Origin of the sequence: Microbacterium marinilacus, assembly GCF_019753765.1 — a bacterium.
GTDB classification, from domain to species: domain Bacteria; phylum Actinomycetota; class Actinomycetes; order Actinomycetales; family Microbacteriaceae; genus Microbacterium; species Microbacterium marinilacus.
Map to the genome: position 1 here is coordinate 365094 of NZ_JAIJZW010000003.1, position 15222 is coordinate 380315.

At 72.3% G+C, this 15222-nt stretch carries 17 protein-coding genes; 11 read left to right on the forward strand and 6 right to left on the reverse strand.

The features are described 5' to 3' along the window. Positions 1–49: 49 nt before the first annotated feature. The 3 genes from K5S26_RS07385 to mftR all read right to left on the reverse strand — a co-directional run bounded on the left by K5S26_RS07385 (position 50) and on the right by mftR (position 3189). Entirely contained in the window at positions 50–877 is an 828-nt protein-coding gene (locus tag K5S26_RS07385) for an IclR family transcriptional regulator (RefSeq protein ID WP_221857319.1), read from the reverse strand. A 111-nt stretch (positions 878–988) separates the two neighbouring features. Then, on the reverse strand, positions 989–2548 hold the full coding sequence (mftG, locus tag K5S26_RS07390) for a mycofactocin dehydrogenase MftG (protein WP_221857320.1): 1560 nt from the start codon (positions 2546–2548) through the stop codon (positions 989–991). Beyond that, on the reverse strand, positions 2545–3189 hold the full coding sequence (gene mftR, locus K5S26_RS07395) for a mycofactocin system transcriptional regulator MftR (RefSeq protein ID WP_221857321.1): 645 nt from the start codon (positions 3187–3189) through the stop codon (positions 2545–2547). Before mftR ends, mftG begins: the two co-directional genes overlap by 4 nt. A 116-nt stretch (positions 3190–3305) precedes the next feature. On the opposite strand from mftR, the gene mftA reads away from it, so the two are divergent. From mftA to K5S26_RS07445, 10 genes are all read left to right on the forward strand, one after another. Continuing rightward, positions 3306–3416, forward strand: coding sequence for a mycofactocin precursor MftA (gene mftA, locus K5S26_RS07400; protein WP_221857322.1), 111 nt, complete (start codon positions 3306–3308; stop codon positions 3414–3416). Between the two features lie 9 nt (positions 3417–3425). Then, positions 3426–3701, forward strand: coding sequence for a mycofactocin biosynthesis chaperone MftB (gene mftB / locus K5S26_RS07405; protein ID WP_221857323.1), 276 nt, complete (start codon positions 3426–3428; stop codon positions 3699–3701). Positions 3702–3706: 5 nt separating this feature from the next. Further along, on the forward strand, positions 3707–5017 hold the full coding sequence (gene mftC / locus K5S26_RS07410) for a mycofactocin radical SAM maturase (RefSeq protein WP_246603702.1): 1311 nt from the start codon (positions 3707–3709) through the stop codon (positions 5015–5017). A 112-nt stretch (positions 5018–5129) separates the two neighbouring features. Beyond that, positions 5130–5969 carry a mycofactocin-coupled SDR family oxidoreductase gene (locus tag K5S26_RS07415; protein ID WP_221857325.1) on the forward strand — a complete coding sequence of 280 codons (840 nt, stop codon included), beginning with the start codon at positions 5130–5132 and terminating at the stop codon, positions 5967–5969. 92 nt (positions 5970–6061) lie between these two features. Beyond that, positions 6062–6895, forward strand: coding sequence for a mycofactocin-coupled SDR family oxidoreductase (locus tag K5S26_RS07420; RefSeq protein ID WP_221857326.1), 834 nt, complete (start codon positions 6062–6064; stop codon positions 6893–6895). Beyond that, positions 6892–7821 (forward strand): AAA family ATPase, encoded by a 930-nt coding sequence (locus K5S26_RS07425; RefSeq protein WP_221857327.1) that lies wholly within the window; start codon positions 6892–6894, stop codon positions 7819–7821. The genes K5S26_RS07420 and K5S26_RS07425 overlap by 4 nt, the downstream gene beginning before the upstream one ends. Positions 7822–8022: 201 nt before the next feature. Next, a complete protein-coding gene (locus K5S26_RS07430) occupies positions 8023–8802 on the forward strand; it encodes a vWA domain-containing protein (protein WP_221857328.1) in 780 nt (259 codons plus the stop codon). A 94-nt stretch (positions 8803–8896) separates the two neighbouring features. After that, complete coding sequence (locus K5S26_RS07435; RefSeq protein ID WP_221857329.1) at positions 8897–9709, forward strand: mycofactocin-coupled SDR family oxidoreductase; 813 nt, start codon at positions 8897–8899, stop codon at positions 9707–9709. A 64-nt stretch (positions 9710–9773) separates the two neighbouring features. Beyond that, on the forward strand, positions 9774–11066 hold the full coding sequence (gene mftD / locus K5S26_RS07440; protein WP_221857330.1) for a pre-mycofactocin synthase MftD: 1293 nt from the start codon (positions 9774–9776) through the stop codon (positions 11064–11066). A 133-nt stretch (positions 11067–11199) separates the two neighbouring features. Beyond that, positions 11200–11436, forward strand: a complete 237-nt coding sequence (locus tag K5S26_RS07445; RefSeq protein WP_221857331.1) for a hypothetical protein — start codon at positions 11200–11202, stop codon at positions 11434–11436. A gap of 75 nt (positions 11437–11511) precedes the next feature. Here K5S26_RS07445 and K5S26_RS07450 read toward each other — a convergent pair whose 3' ends face one another. The 3 genes from K5S26_RS07450 to K5S26_RS07460 all read right to left on the reverse strand — a co-directional run bounded on the left by K5S26_RS07450 (position 11512) and on the right by K5S26_RS07460 (position 13597). Continuing rightward, positions 11512–12513 (reverse strand): SRPBCC family protein, encoded by a 1002-nt coding sequence (locus K5S26_RS07450; protein WP_221857332.1) that lies wholly within the window; start codon positions 12511–12513, stop codon positions 11512–11514. Then, a complete protein-coding gene (locus K5S26_RS07455) occupies positions 12510–12755 on the reverse strand; it encodes a hypothetical protein (protein ID WP_221857333.1) in 246 nt (81 codons plus the stop codon). Before K5S26_RS07455 ends, K5S26_RS07450 begins: the two co-directional genes overlap by 4 nt. 116 nt (positions 12756–12871) lie before the next feature. After that, positions 12872–13597 carry a TetR/AcrR family transcriptional regulator gene (locus tag K5S26_RS07460; RefSeq protein WP_308122827.1) on the reverse strand — a complete coding sequence of 242 codons (726 nt, stop codon included), beginning with the start codon at positions 13595–13597 and terminating at the stop codon, positions 12872–12874. 129 nt (positions 13598–13726) lie between these two features. Between K5S26_RS07460 and K5S26_RS07465 the strand changes: the two genes are divergently transcribed. Continuing rightward, positions 13727–15211: an MFS transporter gene (locus K5S26_RS07465; protein ID WP_221857335.1), complete on the forward strand. Its 1485-nt coding sequence runs from the start codon at positions 13727–13729 to the stop codon at positions 15209–15211. Positions 15212–15222 lie beyond the last annotated feature (11 nt).

Consider the following 15222-nt stretch of genomic DNA (forward strand, 5'->3'; position numbering starts at 1 on the left):
AGGGATTGTCGGGTGGATGTGCGCCGCGGCCAAGGTGGACGACGTACCGTCACACCTGGGCGCGGCCCGTGGCGGACGGCGCGCCCAGGCCGCGCGAGATGGCTCGGGCGGTGGTCGCGAGAGCCGGCAGCGCCGACTCGGGGGGACAGCTGCCGCGCCGGATCGTGACGCCGACCGAGGCGACGATGCGATCGGCGGGTCCGCGCACCGGCACCGCCACCGCCACCGCGCCGGCCGTGATCGACTCGTCCACGACGGCGTAGCCGACGCGTCGCACCTCGGCGAGCGTGCGCCGCAGCTCGGCGGTGTCCACGACCGTCTTGGACGTGAACCGCTTGAGCGGTCCGGTCAGCACCCGCTCCTGCAGCTCGGGCCGTGCGGTGGCCAGCAGCACCTGGCCGGTGGCGGTGGCGTGCAGGGGCCAGCGGCCGCCGAGCCGCGTCAGCACCGGGGCGCCGTGCCGCGAGCGCAGGAACTCCACGTAGACCACGTCGGTGCCGTCCCGCACCGAGAGCGTGACGTCGGCGGCGACCGCGGCGTGCAGGTCGCCGAGGAACGGCAGCGCGACGTTGCGCAGCCGCAGCCCCTGCGGCTCGAGCGCACCCAGCTCCAGCACGCGCATGCCGATCGCGTAGCGGCCGTCGTCCGCTCGCTCGAGGGCACCCCACTCGCGCAGCTCGCCGACGAGGCGGTGCGTCGTGGAGAGGCTGAGGCCTGCCCGGCGCGAGATCTCGCTGAGCGTGAGAAGCAGGTGCTCGTGGTCGAACACCTCGAGCACGGCGAGCACCCGCTGGGCGGCCGTGAGGCGGGTCTCCGCTCGCGCGGAGGGCGCGGGCGAACGGGGGAAGGCGTCGGGGATGGTGTCGGTGATGGTCATCGTCGACCAGACCTCCTGGGTGTGACCGCACGTCGTCGTGCGGATTTTCCGATGGGGAGATGATCTTCGTTCCGCCTGGGGAGAGGCGGGGAGCCGCCGATGGATGGGAGATCAGCGGACGACGGCCTCCTCTCCTCGCAGGAAACGCGCGACGAGCTCGCCGACGAGCACCGCCGCCGCGGCGGGACCGCGCGTCGGAGCGGTCGGCAGCAGCGAGGTGTCGGCGATCCGGAGACCGTCGACCCCTCGCACGCGACCCTCGCCGTCGGCGACGGCGAGGGGGTCGGAAGGCGTCCCCATGCGGGCGCTGCCGCACAGGTGGATGGCGGTGCCGAGGTGATCGAAGGCCCAGGCGTCCAGCGCGTCGTCGTCGGCGAGCGTGTCGCGGTCGAGGTCGCTCTCGCCGTCCGACACGGCCGCCCATGCCCGGGTGCGCAGCAGCTCTCCGGCGGCGCGCAGACCTGAGCGCGCGAGCGCGCGGTCGGGGCCTGACTGCAGGTATCCGTAGGAGATCTCCGGCAGCTCGAGCGGGTCGGCCGAGCGCAGCCGGATGCGGCCGCGAGCCTCCTGCGCCTGCAGCCCCAGGATCAGCGGATGCTCGTCCGGCATCGCGGTGTCGGGGAACAGGGCGGACATCGGTCGCGTCGACAGCAGAATCTCGAGGTCGCCGGAGGCCGGGCCCGCCTCGGAGGCGAAGTTGAGGGCCGCCGGGAACGGCCCGCCCACCGTCGGCGGGAGGGCGACGGTCGGGCGCCATAGCAGCACCAGGTCGGGATGGTCGGAGAAGCCCGCGCCGACGCCGGGGACGTCGGCGACCACCGCGATGCCGAGCTCCCGCAGCGCGTCGGCCGGCCCGATGCCCGAGAGCATCAGCAGCTGGGGCGTGGCGATCGCGCCGGCGGCGAGCACGATCTCGTCGGCCAGGATCGTCTCGGCGCCGGCATCCGTGAGCGCCTCGACGCCGACGGCCCGCCCCTGCTCGACGATCACGCGGGTGACGCGCACCCCGCCGCGCACCGTCAGGCCGGGCCGCGCGAGCGCGGGCAGCACGTACTGCAGCGCCGTGCTGCGGCGCTCGCCGGCGACGACGTTCTGCGGCACGGCCCCCACGCCCGGCGGCCCCGGAGCGTTCTTGTCGGCCTCGGCGGCGTGCCCCACCTCGAGGGCGGCAGCGGTGAAGGCCTCGGACACCGGATGGTCCTGGGCCGCGCGGGCGACGGGCATCGGCCCGGAGCCGCCGTGCAGCTCGGTCTCGCCGTGATCGAGGTCGGTCTCGAGCGCGCGCATCGCGGGAAGCGCGCCCTCCCAGGACCAGGCCGGGCCGCCCGCCTGGGCCCACGCCGCCAGGTCCTCTGGGCGGGGTCGCAAGAAGTACCCGCCGTTCACAGCGCTGCATCCGCCGAGGATCCGGCCGCGCGCCACCGTGTGCGGCCTGCCGGGGGCCAGGTCGGCGGGGTACGACCAGACGTGCGCGGTGCCCGGCGCAGAGGCGGCGATCGTCGTGGCGTCCCGCACCTCGCGCGGATAGTCGAGCTCGCTGCGCGGGGCGGCGCCGGCCTCGAGCAGCAGCACCCGGCGGCCCGCGTCCTCGCTCAGCCTGGCCGCGACCACGGCGCCGGCCGATCCTCCGCCCACGATCACCACGTCGTGATCGCGTTCCGCGCTGCTCACGGCATGCCACCTCCCGCCGCCGCGCTGCCCGCGAGGGCGCGCGCCGAGAAGGCGTCGGCGAGCTCGTCGAAGCCCTCCGCGATCAGGTCCGGCAGCACCGCGTCGTCGTCCGCGAGCCAGCGCTCGTACGCCGCGAGGGCGATCGCGAGGCACGTGCGCCCGACGATCTGCGCGACGAGCGACGACGGCGTCGTGCCGAGGCGCTCGGCGGTGAAGTCGGCGACGATCTGCCGCCAGGACGCGTAGCGCAGCGACGAGTGGGCGACGAGCGTGGGCGTCTCCAGCAGCACCGCCATCCGCCGGCGGTGGAAGGCGAGCTCCGCCGCCGGATAGGTGTTGAAGCCCACCACGGCGTCGCGCAGCGCGTCGACGAGCGGCAGGTCGTCCGGGGCGGCCGCCAGGTGGTCCCGCAGCTGCTGCAGCATCAGGTCGAAGTCGCCCCACGGCAGGTCGTTCTTCGAGGCGAAGTAGCGGAAGAACGTGCGCCGGCCGATGCCCGCCCGCGCGGCGATGTCGTCGACCGTCACGGCGTCGAAGCCGCGTTCGAGGATGAGCTCGAGGCCGATGCGGCCGAGCTCGCTCGCTGACGTGGCGGACGCTCGCCCGGTTCGGGTCGGAGCGCGTCCGTCGGGTTCCGGCATGGAAACCCCTCTTCCTATCGGCACTGAGTGCCATTAGCATCGGCGCCACAGTAGACCGTCATCGACGACGGTCGCAATGGATGTCGCCGACGAGGGCGACGGACGAGGAGACGACGATGTCCCGAGACACGAACGTGAGCGAGACGACCGACACGACCGCGACCCCCGTCGAGGCCGACGCCCTCATCGAAGAGGTGTCGATCGACGGGATGTGCGGCGTCTACTGAGCCGTGGCCATGACCGCATTCGATGCCGATCGGGCGTGGGCCATCCATCCCCAGGTGGCGGTGCGCCCCGAGCCCTTCGGCGCGCTGCTGTACCACTTCGGCACGCGCAAGCTGTCGTTCCTGAAGGACCGCCGCCTGCTCGGGCTGGTGCGCGCGCTGGCGGAGCAGCCGAGCGCCCGCGCCGCCCTGGCCGCGACGGGCGTGACGGGACCGGCGACCGCCACCTACCTGAGCGCGCTGAACGCGCTCGCCGACTCCCGCATGATCGTGGAGCGTGAACGATGACCCTGATGGACGCCCCCCTCGCCCCGCCGCAGCCGAAGCGGCTCGTCGACCACTTCGAGAGCGGTCTCGATGCGCCGATCTGCCTGACGTGGGAGCTGACGTACGCCTGCAACCTGTCGTGCGTGCACTGCCTGTCGAGCTCGGGCCGCCGTGACCCGCGCGAGCTGACCACCGAGGAGTGCAAGGCGGTGATCGACGAGCTCGAGCGGATGCAGGTGTTCTACGTGAACATCGGCGGCGGCGAGCCGACCGTGCGCAGCGACTTCTGGGAGCTGCTCGACTACGCCACCGCGCATCACGTCGGCGTGAAGTTCTCGACCAACGGTGTGAAGATCACGCCCGAGATCGCCGAGCGCCTCGCCGCCAACGACTACGTGGACGTGCAGATCTCGCTCGACGGCGCGACCGCCGAGGTCAACGACTGGATCCGCGGCCCGCGCTCGTACGAGACCGCGATCCGCGCGATGGAGAACCTGCAGGCCGCCGGGATGAAGAACTTCAAGCTGTCGGTCGTCTGCACGCGGCAGAACATCCCGCAGCTCGACGAGTTCAAGGAGATCGCCGACCGGTACGGGGCGCAGCTGCGTCTCACGCGGTTGCGCCCCTCCGGCCGCGGCGCGGACGTGTGGGACGAGCTGCACCCCACGATGGCGCAGCAGCGCGAGCTGTTCGACTGGCTCGTCGCGCACGGCGACCGCGTGCTCACCGGCGACTCGTTCTTCCACCTGTCAGCGTTCGGCGAGGGCACGCTGCCCGGCCTCAACCTCTGCGGCGCGGGTCGCGTGGTGTGCCTGATCGACCCGATCGGCGATGTGTACGCGTGCCCGTTCGCGATCCACGAGGAGTTCCTCGCGGGCACGGTGCGGGCGCCCGGCGGCTTCCGCGAGGTGTGGCGCTCGTCCGAGCTGTTCACCCGGCTGCGGGCGCCGCAGTCGGGCGGCGCGTGCACCTCGTGCCAGTTCTTCGACACGTGCAAGGGCGGGTGCATGGCGGCGAAGTTCTTCACCGGGCTTCCGCTGGACGGACCCGACCCCGAGTGCGTGCAGGGCTACGGCGAGCAGGCGCTCTCGGACCGCAAGGGCCAGAAGCCCAAGCCGACCGGCGACCACTCGCACCGCACCGAGCCGCCGCGGCCGCGGGGAGGCACCGCGCAGCGTCCGCGCACCGGCATGGGGCCCGTGCGGGTGACGATCTCCAAGCGGCGCGATCGCGTCGCGCCGCTGGTGTCGGCGTGCGACGTGAACCCGCTCGCGGACTTCGCGCCGCCGGAACACCTCTTGCAGATGATGGGCTCCCGCGAGGAGCCGAAGACCTGAGCCGATGGGCGTCGCGTGAGCGACGCCCATCGTGGTCTGCGGGGGACGCGTACCAGGGAGGGGAACAGGAGAGAGGCGGGCGCCTCCGGCGCCCCGACGAAAGGAGCACGCGATGGGGCGTGTCGAAGGGAAAGTGGCGTTCATCACCGGGGCCGCGCGCGGGCAGGGACGCTCGCACGCCGTGCGCCTGGCGCAGGAGGGCGCCGACATCATCGCGATCGACGTGTGCGAGGCGCTGCCGGGCATGGAGCGCTTCTACGCCGGCGCGACGGAGGACGACCTCGCGGAGACGGTGGCGCAGGTCGAGGCGCTCGACCGGCGCATCGTCGCCCGCAAGGCGGACGTCCGCGACTTCGGGGCCATGAAGGCGGCCCTGGACGAGGGCGTCGCCGAGCTCGGCCATGTCGACATCGTGTCGGCGAACGCGGGCGTCTTCGCGTTCGGCGACCAGTCGCAGGACGCCACCGAAGAGGAGTGGGACCTCGTCAACAGCATCAACGCGAAGGGCGTGTGGCTGACGGCGAAGGCCGTGATCCCGCACCTGATCGAGCAGGGCACGGGAGGGTCGATGATCCTCACGAGCTCGACGGCGGGTCTCAAGGGCACGCCCAACGTGGTGGCCTACACCGCCAGCAAGCACGCCGTCGTGGGCATCATGCGCACGCTCGCGCTCGAGCTGGCGCCGCACCGCGTGCGGGTCAACACCGTCCATCCGACGGGGGTGGCGACCGACATGATCCAGAACGAGGCGACGTTCAAGCTGTTCCTGCCCGACGTCGAGCACCCCACCAAGGAGCAGGCGGCGCCGGTCTTCGAGTCGACGAACGCGCTGCCCGTCCCGTGGGTCGAGCCGGTCGACATCTCGAACGCCGTGCTGTTCCTCGCGTCGGATGAGGCGCGCTACGTCACCGGCACCGAGCTGAAGGTCGACGCCGGCTACTCCATCAAGTGATCCGAGCACGTCGCCGCGCCCTGGCGCGGCAAGGGCGCCGGTGCGGCGTCCCCGAGGAGGCGCCGAGCGCGCCATGAAGAGAGGAGCACGTCATGGGACGTGTGGAGGGAAAGGTCGCGTTCATCACGGGCGCGGCCCGTGGACAGGGGCGCTCGCACGCGGTGCGCCTCGCGCAGGAGGGCGCCGACATCATCGCGATCGACGTCTGCGACGAGATCCCCGGCGCGCCGTATCCGCCGGCGACGGAGGCGGACCTCGCCGAGACGGTCGCGAAGGTCGAGGCGCTCGACCGGCGCATCGTCGCGACCAAGGCCGACGTGCGGGACGCCGGCCAGCTGAAGGCGGCGGTCGACGAGGGCGTCGCCCAGCTGGGCCGGCTCGACATCGTCAGCGCGAACGCCGGGATCTCGACGGCCATGGCGCACTCGGAGGACATCTCCGAGGAGCTGTGGAACGACATGATCGACGTCAACCTGACGGGCGTCTGGCGCACCTGCAAGGTGGCGATCCCGCACCTCAAGGCCGGCGGCCGGGGCGGGTCGATCGTGCTGACCAGCTCGGACGCCGGGCTCTTCGCGTACGAGAACATCTCGCACTACGTGTCGGCCAAGCACGGCGTCGTGGGGCTGATGCGGACGCTCGCGCTGGAGCTCGCACCCGACTTCATCCGGGTCAACAGCATCCACCCCACGACGGTGAACACGACGATGGTGAACAACGAGGCGACGTTCCGGCTGTTCCGGCCCGACCTCGACGACCCGACGGTCGAGGACTTCCAGCAGGCGGCGATCACGATGAACGCCCTGCCCATCCCCTGGGTGGAGGCGGTCGACATCTCGAACGCGCTGCTGTTCCTCGCCTCCGACGAGTCGCGATACATCACCGGCGTGCCGCTGCCCGTCGACGCGGGAGCCGCCGTCAAATGACCGCCCAGGAGGTCACGACCGATCCCGACCTGGCTGCCAGCCGGGAGCGGATCGCCGCGCACCTCGTCGGCCGCGAGCGCGAGCTGGAGCTCGCCCTCGCGGCCGTCGCGGCGGGGCGCGACCTCGTGCTCGAGGGACCGCCGGGGACGAGCAAGACGACGATGCTGGGGGCGATCGCCGCCGAGTGGGGCATCCCGCTGCTGTTCGTCGAGGGCAACGCGGATCTCACGCCGGCGAAGCTCGTCGGCCATCACAATCCGGCCCGCGTGCTGCGGGAGGACTACAGCGCCGACAACTTCGTGCCCGGTCCGCTCGTCGAGGCGATGCAGTCGGGGGGATTCCTCTACATCGAGGAGTTCAACCGGGCGCCGGAGGACACCCTGAACGCCCTGCTGACCGCGATGGCAGATCGCGCCGTGACCGTGCCGCGGGTGGGGCGGATCGAGGCGCTGCCGACGTTCCGCGTGATCGCGTCGATGAACCCGTACGACAACGTCGGCACGACGCGGCTGTCGACCAGCGTGCACGACCGGCTGAACCGCCTGGCCGTCGGCTATCAGGACGCGCCCGCCGAGGAGCGGATCGTCGAGCTGCGGTCGGGCGCGACGGGACCGCTCGCTGAGCGCCTCGTCCGCGACGCCGTCGCCGTGACCCGTGCGACCCGCGAGCACCCCGACGTGCGACAGGGATCGAGCGTGCGCGGGGCCATCGACCTGACGCTCGTCGCGCTGCGCCTCGCCGAGCTGCGCGACGTCGCCGAGCCCGACGCGGACGCGTACCCGTCGCTCGTGCTGGACGGCATGATCGTGGCGCTGTCGGGTCGCATCCACGTGGACGAGGCGGCGGAGACGACGCCGGAGCGCGTGCTGCGCGAGATCTGGGAGGACCGGTTCCTGCTCGAGCCGCACGCCGCGGCGCCGGGCTGAAGGAGCGTCGAGGCGGACACGCCCCTGCGGCGGCGGTCGGAGGGCGCGCGTGCGACGCGGCCGCTGCGCAGACGGCCGAAGCGGCTGGACGAGCCGCCCACCGAGTACGAGCTCGGGGCCGGCGGATCGGGTCTCGTGCTGCAGGCGGCGGGGTCCGCTCGCGCGTCCCGCGGCCGGGGCAGGCCGGGCGGACAGGCCGGCGTGTTCACCGACGAGCGCGGGTCGGTGGTGCCCGCCGAGCTCGACGCGGTCGAGCCCGACCCGCTCGTGCGGGCGCGCGCCCGGCAGATCGCCGCGCGGCTGTCGATGCCGCGGCCGAGGACCGGCGCGACGGTGCGCGGCGGGGCGGGCCTGCTCGGCAGCCTGCCGTATCGCGGCGGATCGGACGACATCGACCTCGACCGCACGATCGAGGTGCTCGCCGAGCGGCCCGTGCCGGAGGACGAGGACATCGTGGTGCGCGACCGCGTGCGCGCGCGACGGGCGGTGGTGCTGGCGATCGACGTGTCCGGATCGATGCGCGGCGAGCGCGTGCGCACGGCGGCGGCGACGGTGGGGGCGCTGAGCGCCGAGCTCGCGCACGAGGCGCTCGCGGTGGTCGCCTTCTGGTCCGACGCGGCCGTGCTGCTGCATCTCGGCGACCCGGTGTCGCCCGGCGACGTGCTCGACGGCCTGCTGCGTATCCCGGCCCGAGGGCTCACGAACGTGGGGTTCCCGCTCGCGCTCGCGCAGCGCGAGCTCGGCCGCGTGCCGGTGCGCGATGCGCGGGTGCTGCTGCTGTCCGACTGCGTGCACAACGCCGGGCCCGACCCGCGGCCGATCGCCGCGCGGCTGCCTCGTCTGGACGTGCTGCTCGACGCGAGCGGGGAGAAGGACGTCGAGCTGGGTCGTGAGCTGGCGGCCCGCGGCAGGGGCGTCCTCGAGGTGGTGCGGGGCCATCGCGACGTGGCTCCGGCGCTGGGGCGCATCTTCGCCAGGTAGAAGCCCCCTCGCTTTTTGGCACCGAGTGTCATTACTATGCCGGAAACCGGACGACGGATGTCCGCCGCCCGACTGCGATGGAGCAGGAGGAGTCATGGGAAGTCTCGACGGCAAGGTCGCCTTCATCACCGGCGCGGCGCGAGGGCAGGGAAGAGCCCACGCCGTGAAGCTGGCGAGCGAGGGCGCAGACATCATCGCGATCGACCTCGCGGGGCCGATCGACCACGTCCCCTACGACTCGCCGACGCCGGCCGAACTCGACGAGACCGTGCGCCTCGTCGAGGCGCTGGATCGGCGGATCGAGGCGACCGTGGCGGACGTGCGCGACCACGACCGGCTGAAGGCGGTGGTGGACGAGGGGGTGGCGACGCTCGGCCGGCTCGACATCGTCGTCGCGAACGCCGGCATCTGCATCCCCGAGGCGTGGGACGCGATCACGCCCGCCACGTTCGCCGCGACGATCGACACGAACGTCACCGGCGTCTGGAACACGGTGATGGCGGGCGCCCCGCACCTCGTGGCGGGCGGGGGCGGATCCATCGTCCTCACGAGCTCGTACGCGGGCAAGAAGATGCAGCCGTTCATGGTGCACTACACGGCGTCCAAACACGCCGTCGTGGGCCTCACCCGCGCGTTCGCGGCGGAGCTCGGCAAGCACTCCATCCGCGTGAACAGCGTGCACCCGGGCGCGGTGAACACGCCGATGGGCTCGGGCGACATGCAGCAGGCGCTCGCGACGGCGGGCGAGACCAACCCTCCGCTCAACGGCATGGGCACGCCGTTCCTGCCCGTCTGGGCCATGGAGGCGGAGGACATCGCCGACGCCGTGGCGTTCCTCGCCTCGGACGCCGCGCGATTCATCACCGCGGAGCACCTGTCGATCGACGCCGGGATGCAGCACTTCTGAGCAGTACCCCTTGAGCCGTACCTCTTGAGCAGTGGGGCGATGACGCCCGGAAAGGACCACGATCATGGCTGGAGCCTGGTTCGAGACCGTCGCCGAGGCGCAGCGCCGCGCGAAGCGGCGACTGCCCCCGTCCGTGTACGGCGCCCTGGTGGCGGGCAGCGAGAAGGGCGTCACGATCGAGCAGAATCAGGACGCGTTCGCGCGGCTCGGGTTCGCGCCCCACGTGGCCGGCCATCAGCCCGAGCGCGACCTGTCCACGACCGTGATGGGGATCCCCGTCTCAATGCCCGTGCTGATCTCGCCGACCGGCGTGCAGGCCGTCCACCCCGAGGGCGAGGTGGCGGTGGCGAGGGCGGCCGCCAACCGCGGCACGATCATGGGGCTCAGCTCGTTCGCGTCGAAGGCCGTCGAGGACGTGGCCGAGGCCAACCCGAACACGTTCTTCCAGATGTACTGGTCGGGGTCGCGCGACGCGATGGTGCAGCGGATGGAGCGCGCCCGTGCGGCGGGCGCGAAGGGCCTCATCGCCACCCTGGACTGGTCGTTCTCGAACGGCCGCGACTGGGGCAGCCCCTGGATCCCCGAGAAGCTCACCCTGAAGGCGGCCATGCGGTTCGCCCCGCAGGCGCTCACGCGGCCCGCCTGGCTCGCCGACTACCTGCGCACCGGGCGCGTGCCCGACCTGTCCGCGCCGAACCTCGAGCCGCCCGGGGGAGAGGCCCCCACGTTCTTCGGCGCGTACTACGAGTGGATGACGACGCCGCCGCCGTCGTGGGAGGACGTGGCCTGGCTGCGCGAGCAGTGGGGCGGGCCCTTCATGCTCAAGGGGGTGACCCGCATCGACGACGCCAAGCGCGCGGTGGACGCGGGCGTGACCGCGATCTCGGTCTCGAACCACGGCGGCAACAACCTCGACACCACGCCCGCGACGATCCGCGTGCTGCCCGGCGTCGCCGACGCCGTCGGCTCGCAGATCGAGGTGCTCCTCGACGGCGGCGTGCGCCGCGGATCGGACGTCGCCAAGGCGCTCGCGTTCGGCGCGAAGGCCGTGATGATCGGCCGCGCCTACCTCTGGGGGCTCGCGGCGAACGGGCAGGCGGGTGTCGAGAACGTGCTCGACCTGCTGCGCGGCGGGCTCGACTCCGCGGTGCTGGGGCTCGGGAAGGCGTCGATCCACGAGCTGGACCGCGCCGACTTCATCGCGCCGCCCGACTTCTTCCTGAAGCTCGGCGAGGGCGACGAGCGCCAGGCGCGCCCGACCCGGCCGCGTCGCCCGCGGGCGGGCACGGCGCAGAAGCCGGTCGCGGCCGAGACGCACCCCGACGAGGTGACCGCCGCGACGGCGCAGGGCGGCTGAGGCAGGGCCCGCGGTGCGGTCGTGTGCGCGTCATGGCGGTTTGCCCAGGAGGAATCCGGCAGCTCGCGCCAGGGCCGTCGGATTCCTCATCATCCAGGCGTTGGTCTCAGCGGCCATCGCGTGGTGGGTGTTCATGCAGACGTTCGCCGTTGCCGGATGCGGCGATTCTTGCCGATACGACGTCGTCTACGGGGCGACGCAGATCCAGCTGTGGGTGAGCGTAGGCGCCTTCATCGTCGCCACGCTGACGGTCGTCGCTCTGTCGCTGCGGGGGAAGGAAAGCTGGTGGGCACCAGCCGCAGGCGCGATCATCGTCGTGGTGACAGGGATCTTCTCCACGATCGCCATAAGCGGCGCGACAGCGGCGTAGGTGCGGGGCCGACTGTAGTGGCGATGTACCGATGGACCGTCAGGAGGTGGGCGGACTCAGCGGTCGGCGCGTCGGTCAGCGGAAGGCGCGGCTGATCGAGCTGCCGATCTGGAACAGCGCGATCCAGACGAAGAACCCCTGCACGGGGCGCAGTGCGATGCCGAGCAGCCCCCGCCAGCCCGACCGCCGCGTCCACGAGACGGTGACGGTCACCTGCGTGCCGCCCTCGGTGGGAGCGAGCGAGAACGCGGTCGACACCGGGCGGCTCGCCGGGGCGTCCGGGTAGCCGAGCCGCCACACGACGCGCTCGGGAGCCCGGCTCTCGACCAGCTCGACGGTGCGTCGCCCGAAGCCCTTCCGCGTGCGCAGGGGGCGGCCGTCGGGGCGGGTCGTCGGTGCGTGCGCGTTCCAGGTCGTGCCGCGGAGCGCGTCGCCCGCGTCGCGGTCGTCCGACTGGAGGTCGATCGAGCCGGTGCCGGCGTCCCACAGGGGCACGTGCGCCGGGTCGGCGAGGTACGCCCACACCTCCGAGGCGGGCGCGGGCACGAACGTGTCCGAGGAGTGCGAGACCCGGCCGTCCGACGGTGCCGCGGGGCGCGGCGGCTCGGCCGCCGGCGCGATCCCGTCGAGTGCCGCGAGCACCTCTGACGTGTCGGTGCCGAGGCGCCGCAGCAGGTCGGAGATCAGCCCGCTGGGCTCGGCCACGAGCTCTCGGAGCACCGCCGCGGCGCTCCCGTCGCGGTCCCTGCCGCCGGCGCGCGCGATGAGGTCGGAGGCCCGCCGGGTCCACTCGTAGCCGTCGGTCTCGTGGAAGACGATCGCGCCCGGCTCGGGCAGCTCGGCGCGGACCCCGAGCGAGGCGAGCTGAGCACGGTGCTGCTCCTGGACCGCGCGCCGGGCGTCGTCGATGCCGATGCCGAGGCCGCGCAGCGCACGTCCCGCGGGCTGGTCCGACAGCACGAGCGCCAGCAGCAGGTGGTCCAGGTCGGCCTCGCGGAGCCCCTGCCGCGAGGCCTCCTCCATCGCCGCCAGCGAGAGGGACTGACTCGTCTGCGCCATGCGGATGAACGTGCTCATGTGCTCCTCCTGGGGACGGTGATGCGCGGATCGATCCGCTTCGAGTGCTTCTTGTGGGCGGCCTGCCTCGTCACGCCGAGGGCGTCAGCGACGTCCTGCCAGGTCATCCCGGCCCGCAGCGCGGCCTCGACCTGGCGCAGCTCGAGGGTGTCGGCGAGCAGGCGCAGCGACGAGACGGCCCGCAGCCCCGCGCGCGGATCGGTCGTGTCCGCGGCGACCGCGGCGACCTCGGACGACTCCATGCCTGTCAACCTAGGTTGCTCGTCCGCCCGTTGTCAACCCGGGTTGCTGACATCGACGTCGCGGCGGGCTCCGCTCCGCCGCTCGGGTCGGATCGATCCGTCGAGTCGCGCGGGCGCTATCCGGCGTCCGCCTGCAGCCGCAGCCCGGACAGGAGCAGGTCGAGGCCGCCGAGGAACTGGTCTCGGTCGTCGTGTCCGTCGAACTCGTCGACGATGTGGTGGATGTAGGGGAACCGCGTAGGGTCGAGCGCCCGCCACTGCGCGGTGGCATCGGCCAGGTACTCGTCCTTGCTCATCTCGCCCGAGACGACGACGGCGGGAGGCTCCTGGCCCATGTCGGCGGCGATGCCGATCACGAAGCCGACGAGGGCGGACGTCGCGTGAAAGGTCTGGCGCGGGGTGAGGCCGAGGCGCATCACCTGCTCGCCGATCCGCTCGTACAGCTGCAGGGAGTGCGGCTGGAGCGTGGTGTTGCGCATCGCATACGCGCCCAGCCACGGTCGATCCACGATCGCGTCGAACATCGTCACGGCGATGTCGCGCAGGTCATCGATCGGATCGCCGGCGCCGACGTCCTTCGTCGCCTCGAGGACGCCCCCGAGCACCCAGTCCGCGGCGAGGTTGAGCAGTTCCTCTCTCCCCGAGACGTACCAGTACACGCTGGCGGCCCCGCCGCCCAGGCGGGTGGCGAGGGCGCGGATGGTCAGGCCCGGGACGCCGGACTCGTCGAGGATCTCCACGGCTCCGGACAGGACGGATTCCAGGGAGTGGGAGGCGCGGGAGCGTGTGCGCGGTCCGCGCGTTGACGACGCTGCCTTGCTCGACGGCGGGGGTGTGGACACGGCTCCATCCCACCACACCCGTGCCGCGGGCCGGCGGGCCCATTGCGCGTTCTCGAACATTGTTCTATCGTATCGAACGCCGTTCGAACAACGAACAGTGTTCGATACGATCTCGACAAGAGGATCCCCATGAGCGCCGCACCCGTCACCGCCACCTCGCACGCCTACCGATCGCTGAAAGCCGCCTGGGTTCCGCTGGCCGCGCTCTGCCTGGCGTTCTTCGTCGAGATGGTCGACAACACGCTGCTCTCGATCGCGCTGCCCACCATCGGCCGTGACCTCGGGGGAGACACGACGTCGCTCCAGTGGATCACCGGGGCGTACTCGCTCACGTTCGGAGGACTGCTGCTGACCGCCGGGTCGATCGCCGACCGCTTCGGGCGTCGCCGAGTGCTGCAGATCGGTCTCGCCGTGTTCGGGCTCGTCAGCCTCGCCGTGCTGCTCGTGAGCTCGACGGGCGAGCTGATCGCGCTGCGCGCCGCCCTCGGCATCGCCGCCGCCGCGATGGCGCCCATCACGAACTCCCTCGTCTTCCGACTGTTCGACGATGAGAAGCTGCGCATGCGCGCGATCACCCTGATGATGGTCGTCGGCATGTCGGGCTTCGTCCTGGGGCCGCTCCTCGGAGGCACGATGCTCGCGCACCTGCCGTGGCAGTGGCTGCTGATCGTCAACGCCCCGATCGCCCTCATCGCCGCAGCCGGAGTCCACTTCGGCGTGCCGGCCGACACGGCCGAGGGTCTCACGAAGGACCGCCTCGACCTGCCGGGCGCGGCCCTCAGCGTGCTCACGATCGGGCTCGCCTGCTACGCGCTCACGAGCGGGGCCGAGAACGGGTGGCTCGCGCCGATCACCGTCGCCGTCGCCCTCGGCGCCGCGGCGTCGCTCGCCCTCTTCATCCTCCACGAGCGACGTGCCGCGTCGCCGATGCTGGATCTGACGCTGTTTCGCCGCGGCACCGTGCGCGGCGCAGCGATCGCGCAGATCGGCACCTCGGTCGCGATGGCCGGCGTGATGTTCGCGCTGATCCTCCACTTCCAGTACGCCTGGGGCTGGTCGCCCCTGCAGGCGGGGCTGGCCATGTTGCCGATCATCGCCACGATGCTCCTCGCCACACCGATCACCGAATGGCTGGTGCGCCAGCTCGGGCACCGCATGGCGAGCCTCGCCGGCGCCGCACTCCTGGCCGCCGGCCTCGGCCTGATGGCATGGGGTGTCGAGGCGGACTACGTGGCGATCGCGATCGCCATGGTCGTGATGACCATCGGTCTGCGCACCGTCATGACGATCTGCGCCGTCGCGCTCATCGGGGCGATGCCCGACAATCGCACCTCGATGGGCGCCGCCATGAACGACACCGCGCAAGAGGTCGGCAGCAGCATCGGAACCGCCGTCGTCGGGACGCTCATCGCCGTGCTCGTCACGAACGTCCTGCCGGACGGAGCCTGGAGCCCCGCGCTCGCCGCCTCGTTCTTCCACGGGGAGCAGCTCATCTTCGTCATCCTGGCCGTCGCCGTCGGTCTCCTCTCGGGCATCGGCGCGCTCACCCTCACCAACGCGCGCACCACGGACGAGCACGCCGCACCGGACAAGGCCCCGGCCGGCGCGCTCTAGGGTTGCTGACG

Excerpts from the sequence above, each read along its gene's own strand:
- mftR (WP_221857321.1), bottom strand. The coding sequence starts at position 3,189 with ATGCCGGAACCCGACGGACGCGCTCCGACCCGAACCGGGCGAGCGTCC.
- K5S26_RS07450 (WP_221857332.1), bottom strand. The coding sequence starts at position 12,513 with ATGAGCACGTTCATCCGCATGGCGCAGACGAGTCAGTCCCTCTCGCTG.
- K5S26_RS07445 (WP_221857331.1), top strand. The coding sequence starts at position 11,200 with ATGCAGACGTTCGCCGTTGCCGGATGCGGCGATTCTTGCCGATACGAC.
- K5S26_RS07465 (WP_221857335.1), top strand. The coding sequence starts at position 13,727 with ATGAGCGCCGCACCCGTCACCGCCACCTCGCACGCCTACCGATCGCTG.
- mftA (WP_221857322.1), top strand. The coding sequence starts at position 3,306 with ATGTCCCGAGACACGAACGTGAGCGAGACGACCGACACGACCGCGACC.
- mftB (WP_221857323.1), top strand. The coding sequence starts at position 3,426 with ATGACCGCATTCGATGCCGATCGGGCGTGGGCCATCCATCCCCAGGTG.
- K5S26_RS07385 (WP_221857319.1), bottom strand. The coding sequence starts at position 877 with ATGACCATCACCGACACCATCCCCGACGCCTTCCCCCGTTCGCCCGCG.
- mftD (WP_221857330.1), top strand. The coding sequence starts at position 9,774 with ATGGCTGGAGCCTGGTTCGAGACCGTCGCCGAGGCGCAGCGCCGCGCG.
- K5S26_RS07425 (WP_221857327.1), top strand. The coding sequence starts at position 6,892 with ATGACCGCCCAGGAGGTCACGACCGATCCCGACCTGGCTGCCAGCCGG.
- K5S26_RS07420 (WP_221857326.1), top strand. The coding sequence starts at position 6,062 with ATGGGACGTGTGGAGGGAAAGGTCGCGTTCATCACGGGCGCGGCCCGT.
- K5S26_RS07455 (WP_221857333.1), bottom strand. The coding sequence starts at position 12,755 with ATGGAGTCGTCCGAGGTCGCCGCGGTCGCCGCGGACACGACCGATCCG.
- K5S26_RS07415 (WP_221857325.1), top strand. The coding sequence starts at position 5,130 with ATGGGGCGTGTCGAAGGGAAAGTGGCGTTCATCACCGGGGCCGCGCGC.
- mftC (WP_246603702.1), top strand. The coding sequence starts at position 3,707 with ATGGACGCCCCCCTCGCCCCGCCGCAGCCGAAGCGGCTCGTCGACCAC.
- K5S26_RS07435 (WP_221857329.1), top strand. The coding sequence starts at position 8,897 with ATGGGAAGTCTCGACGGCAAGGTCGCCTTCATCACCGGCGCGGCGCGA.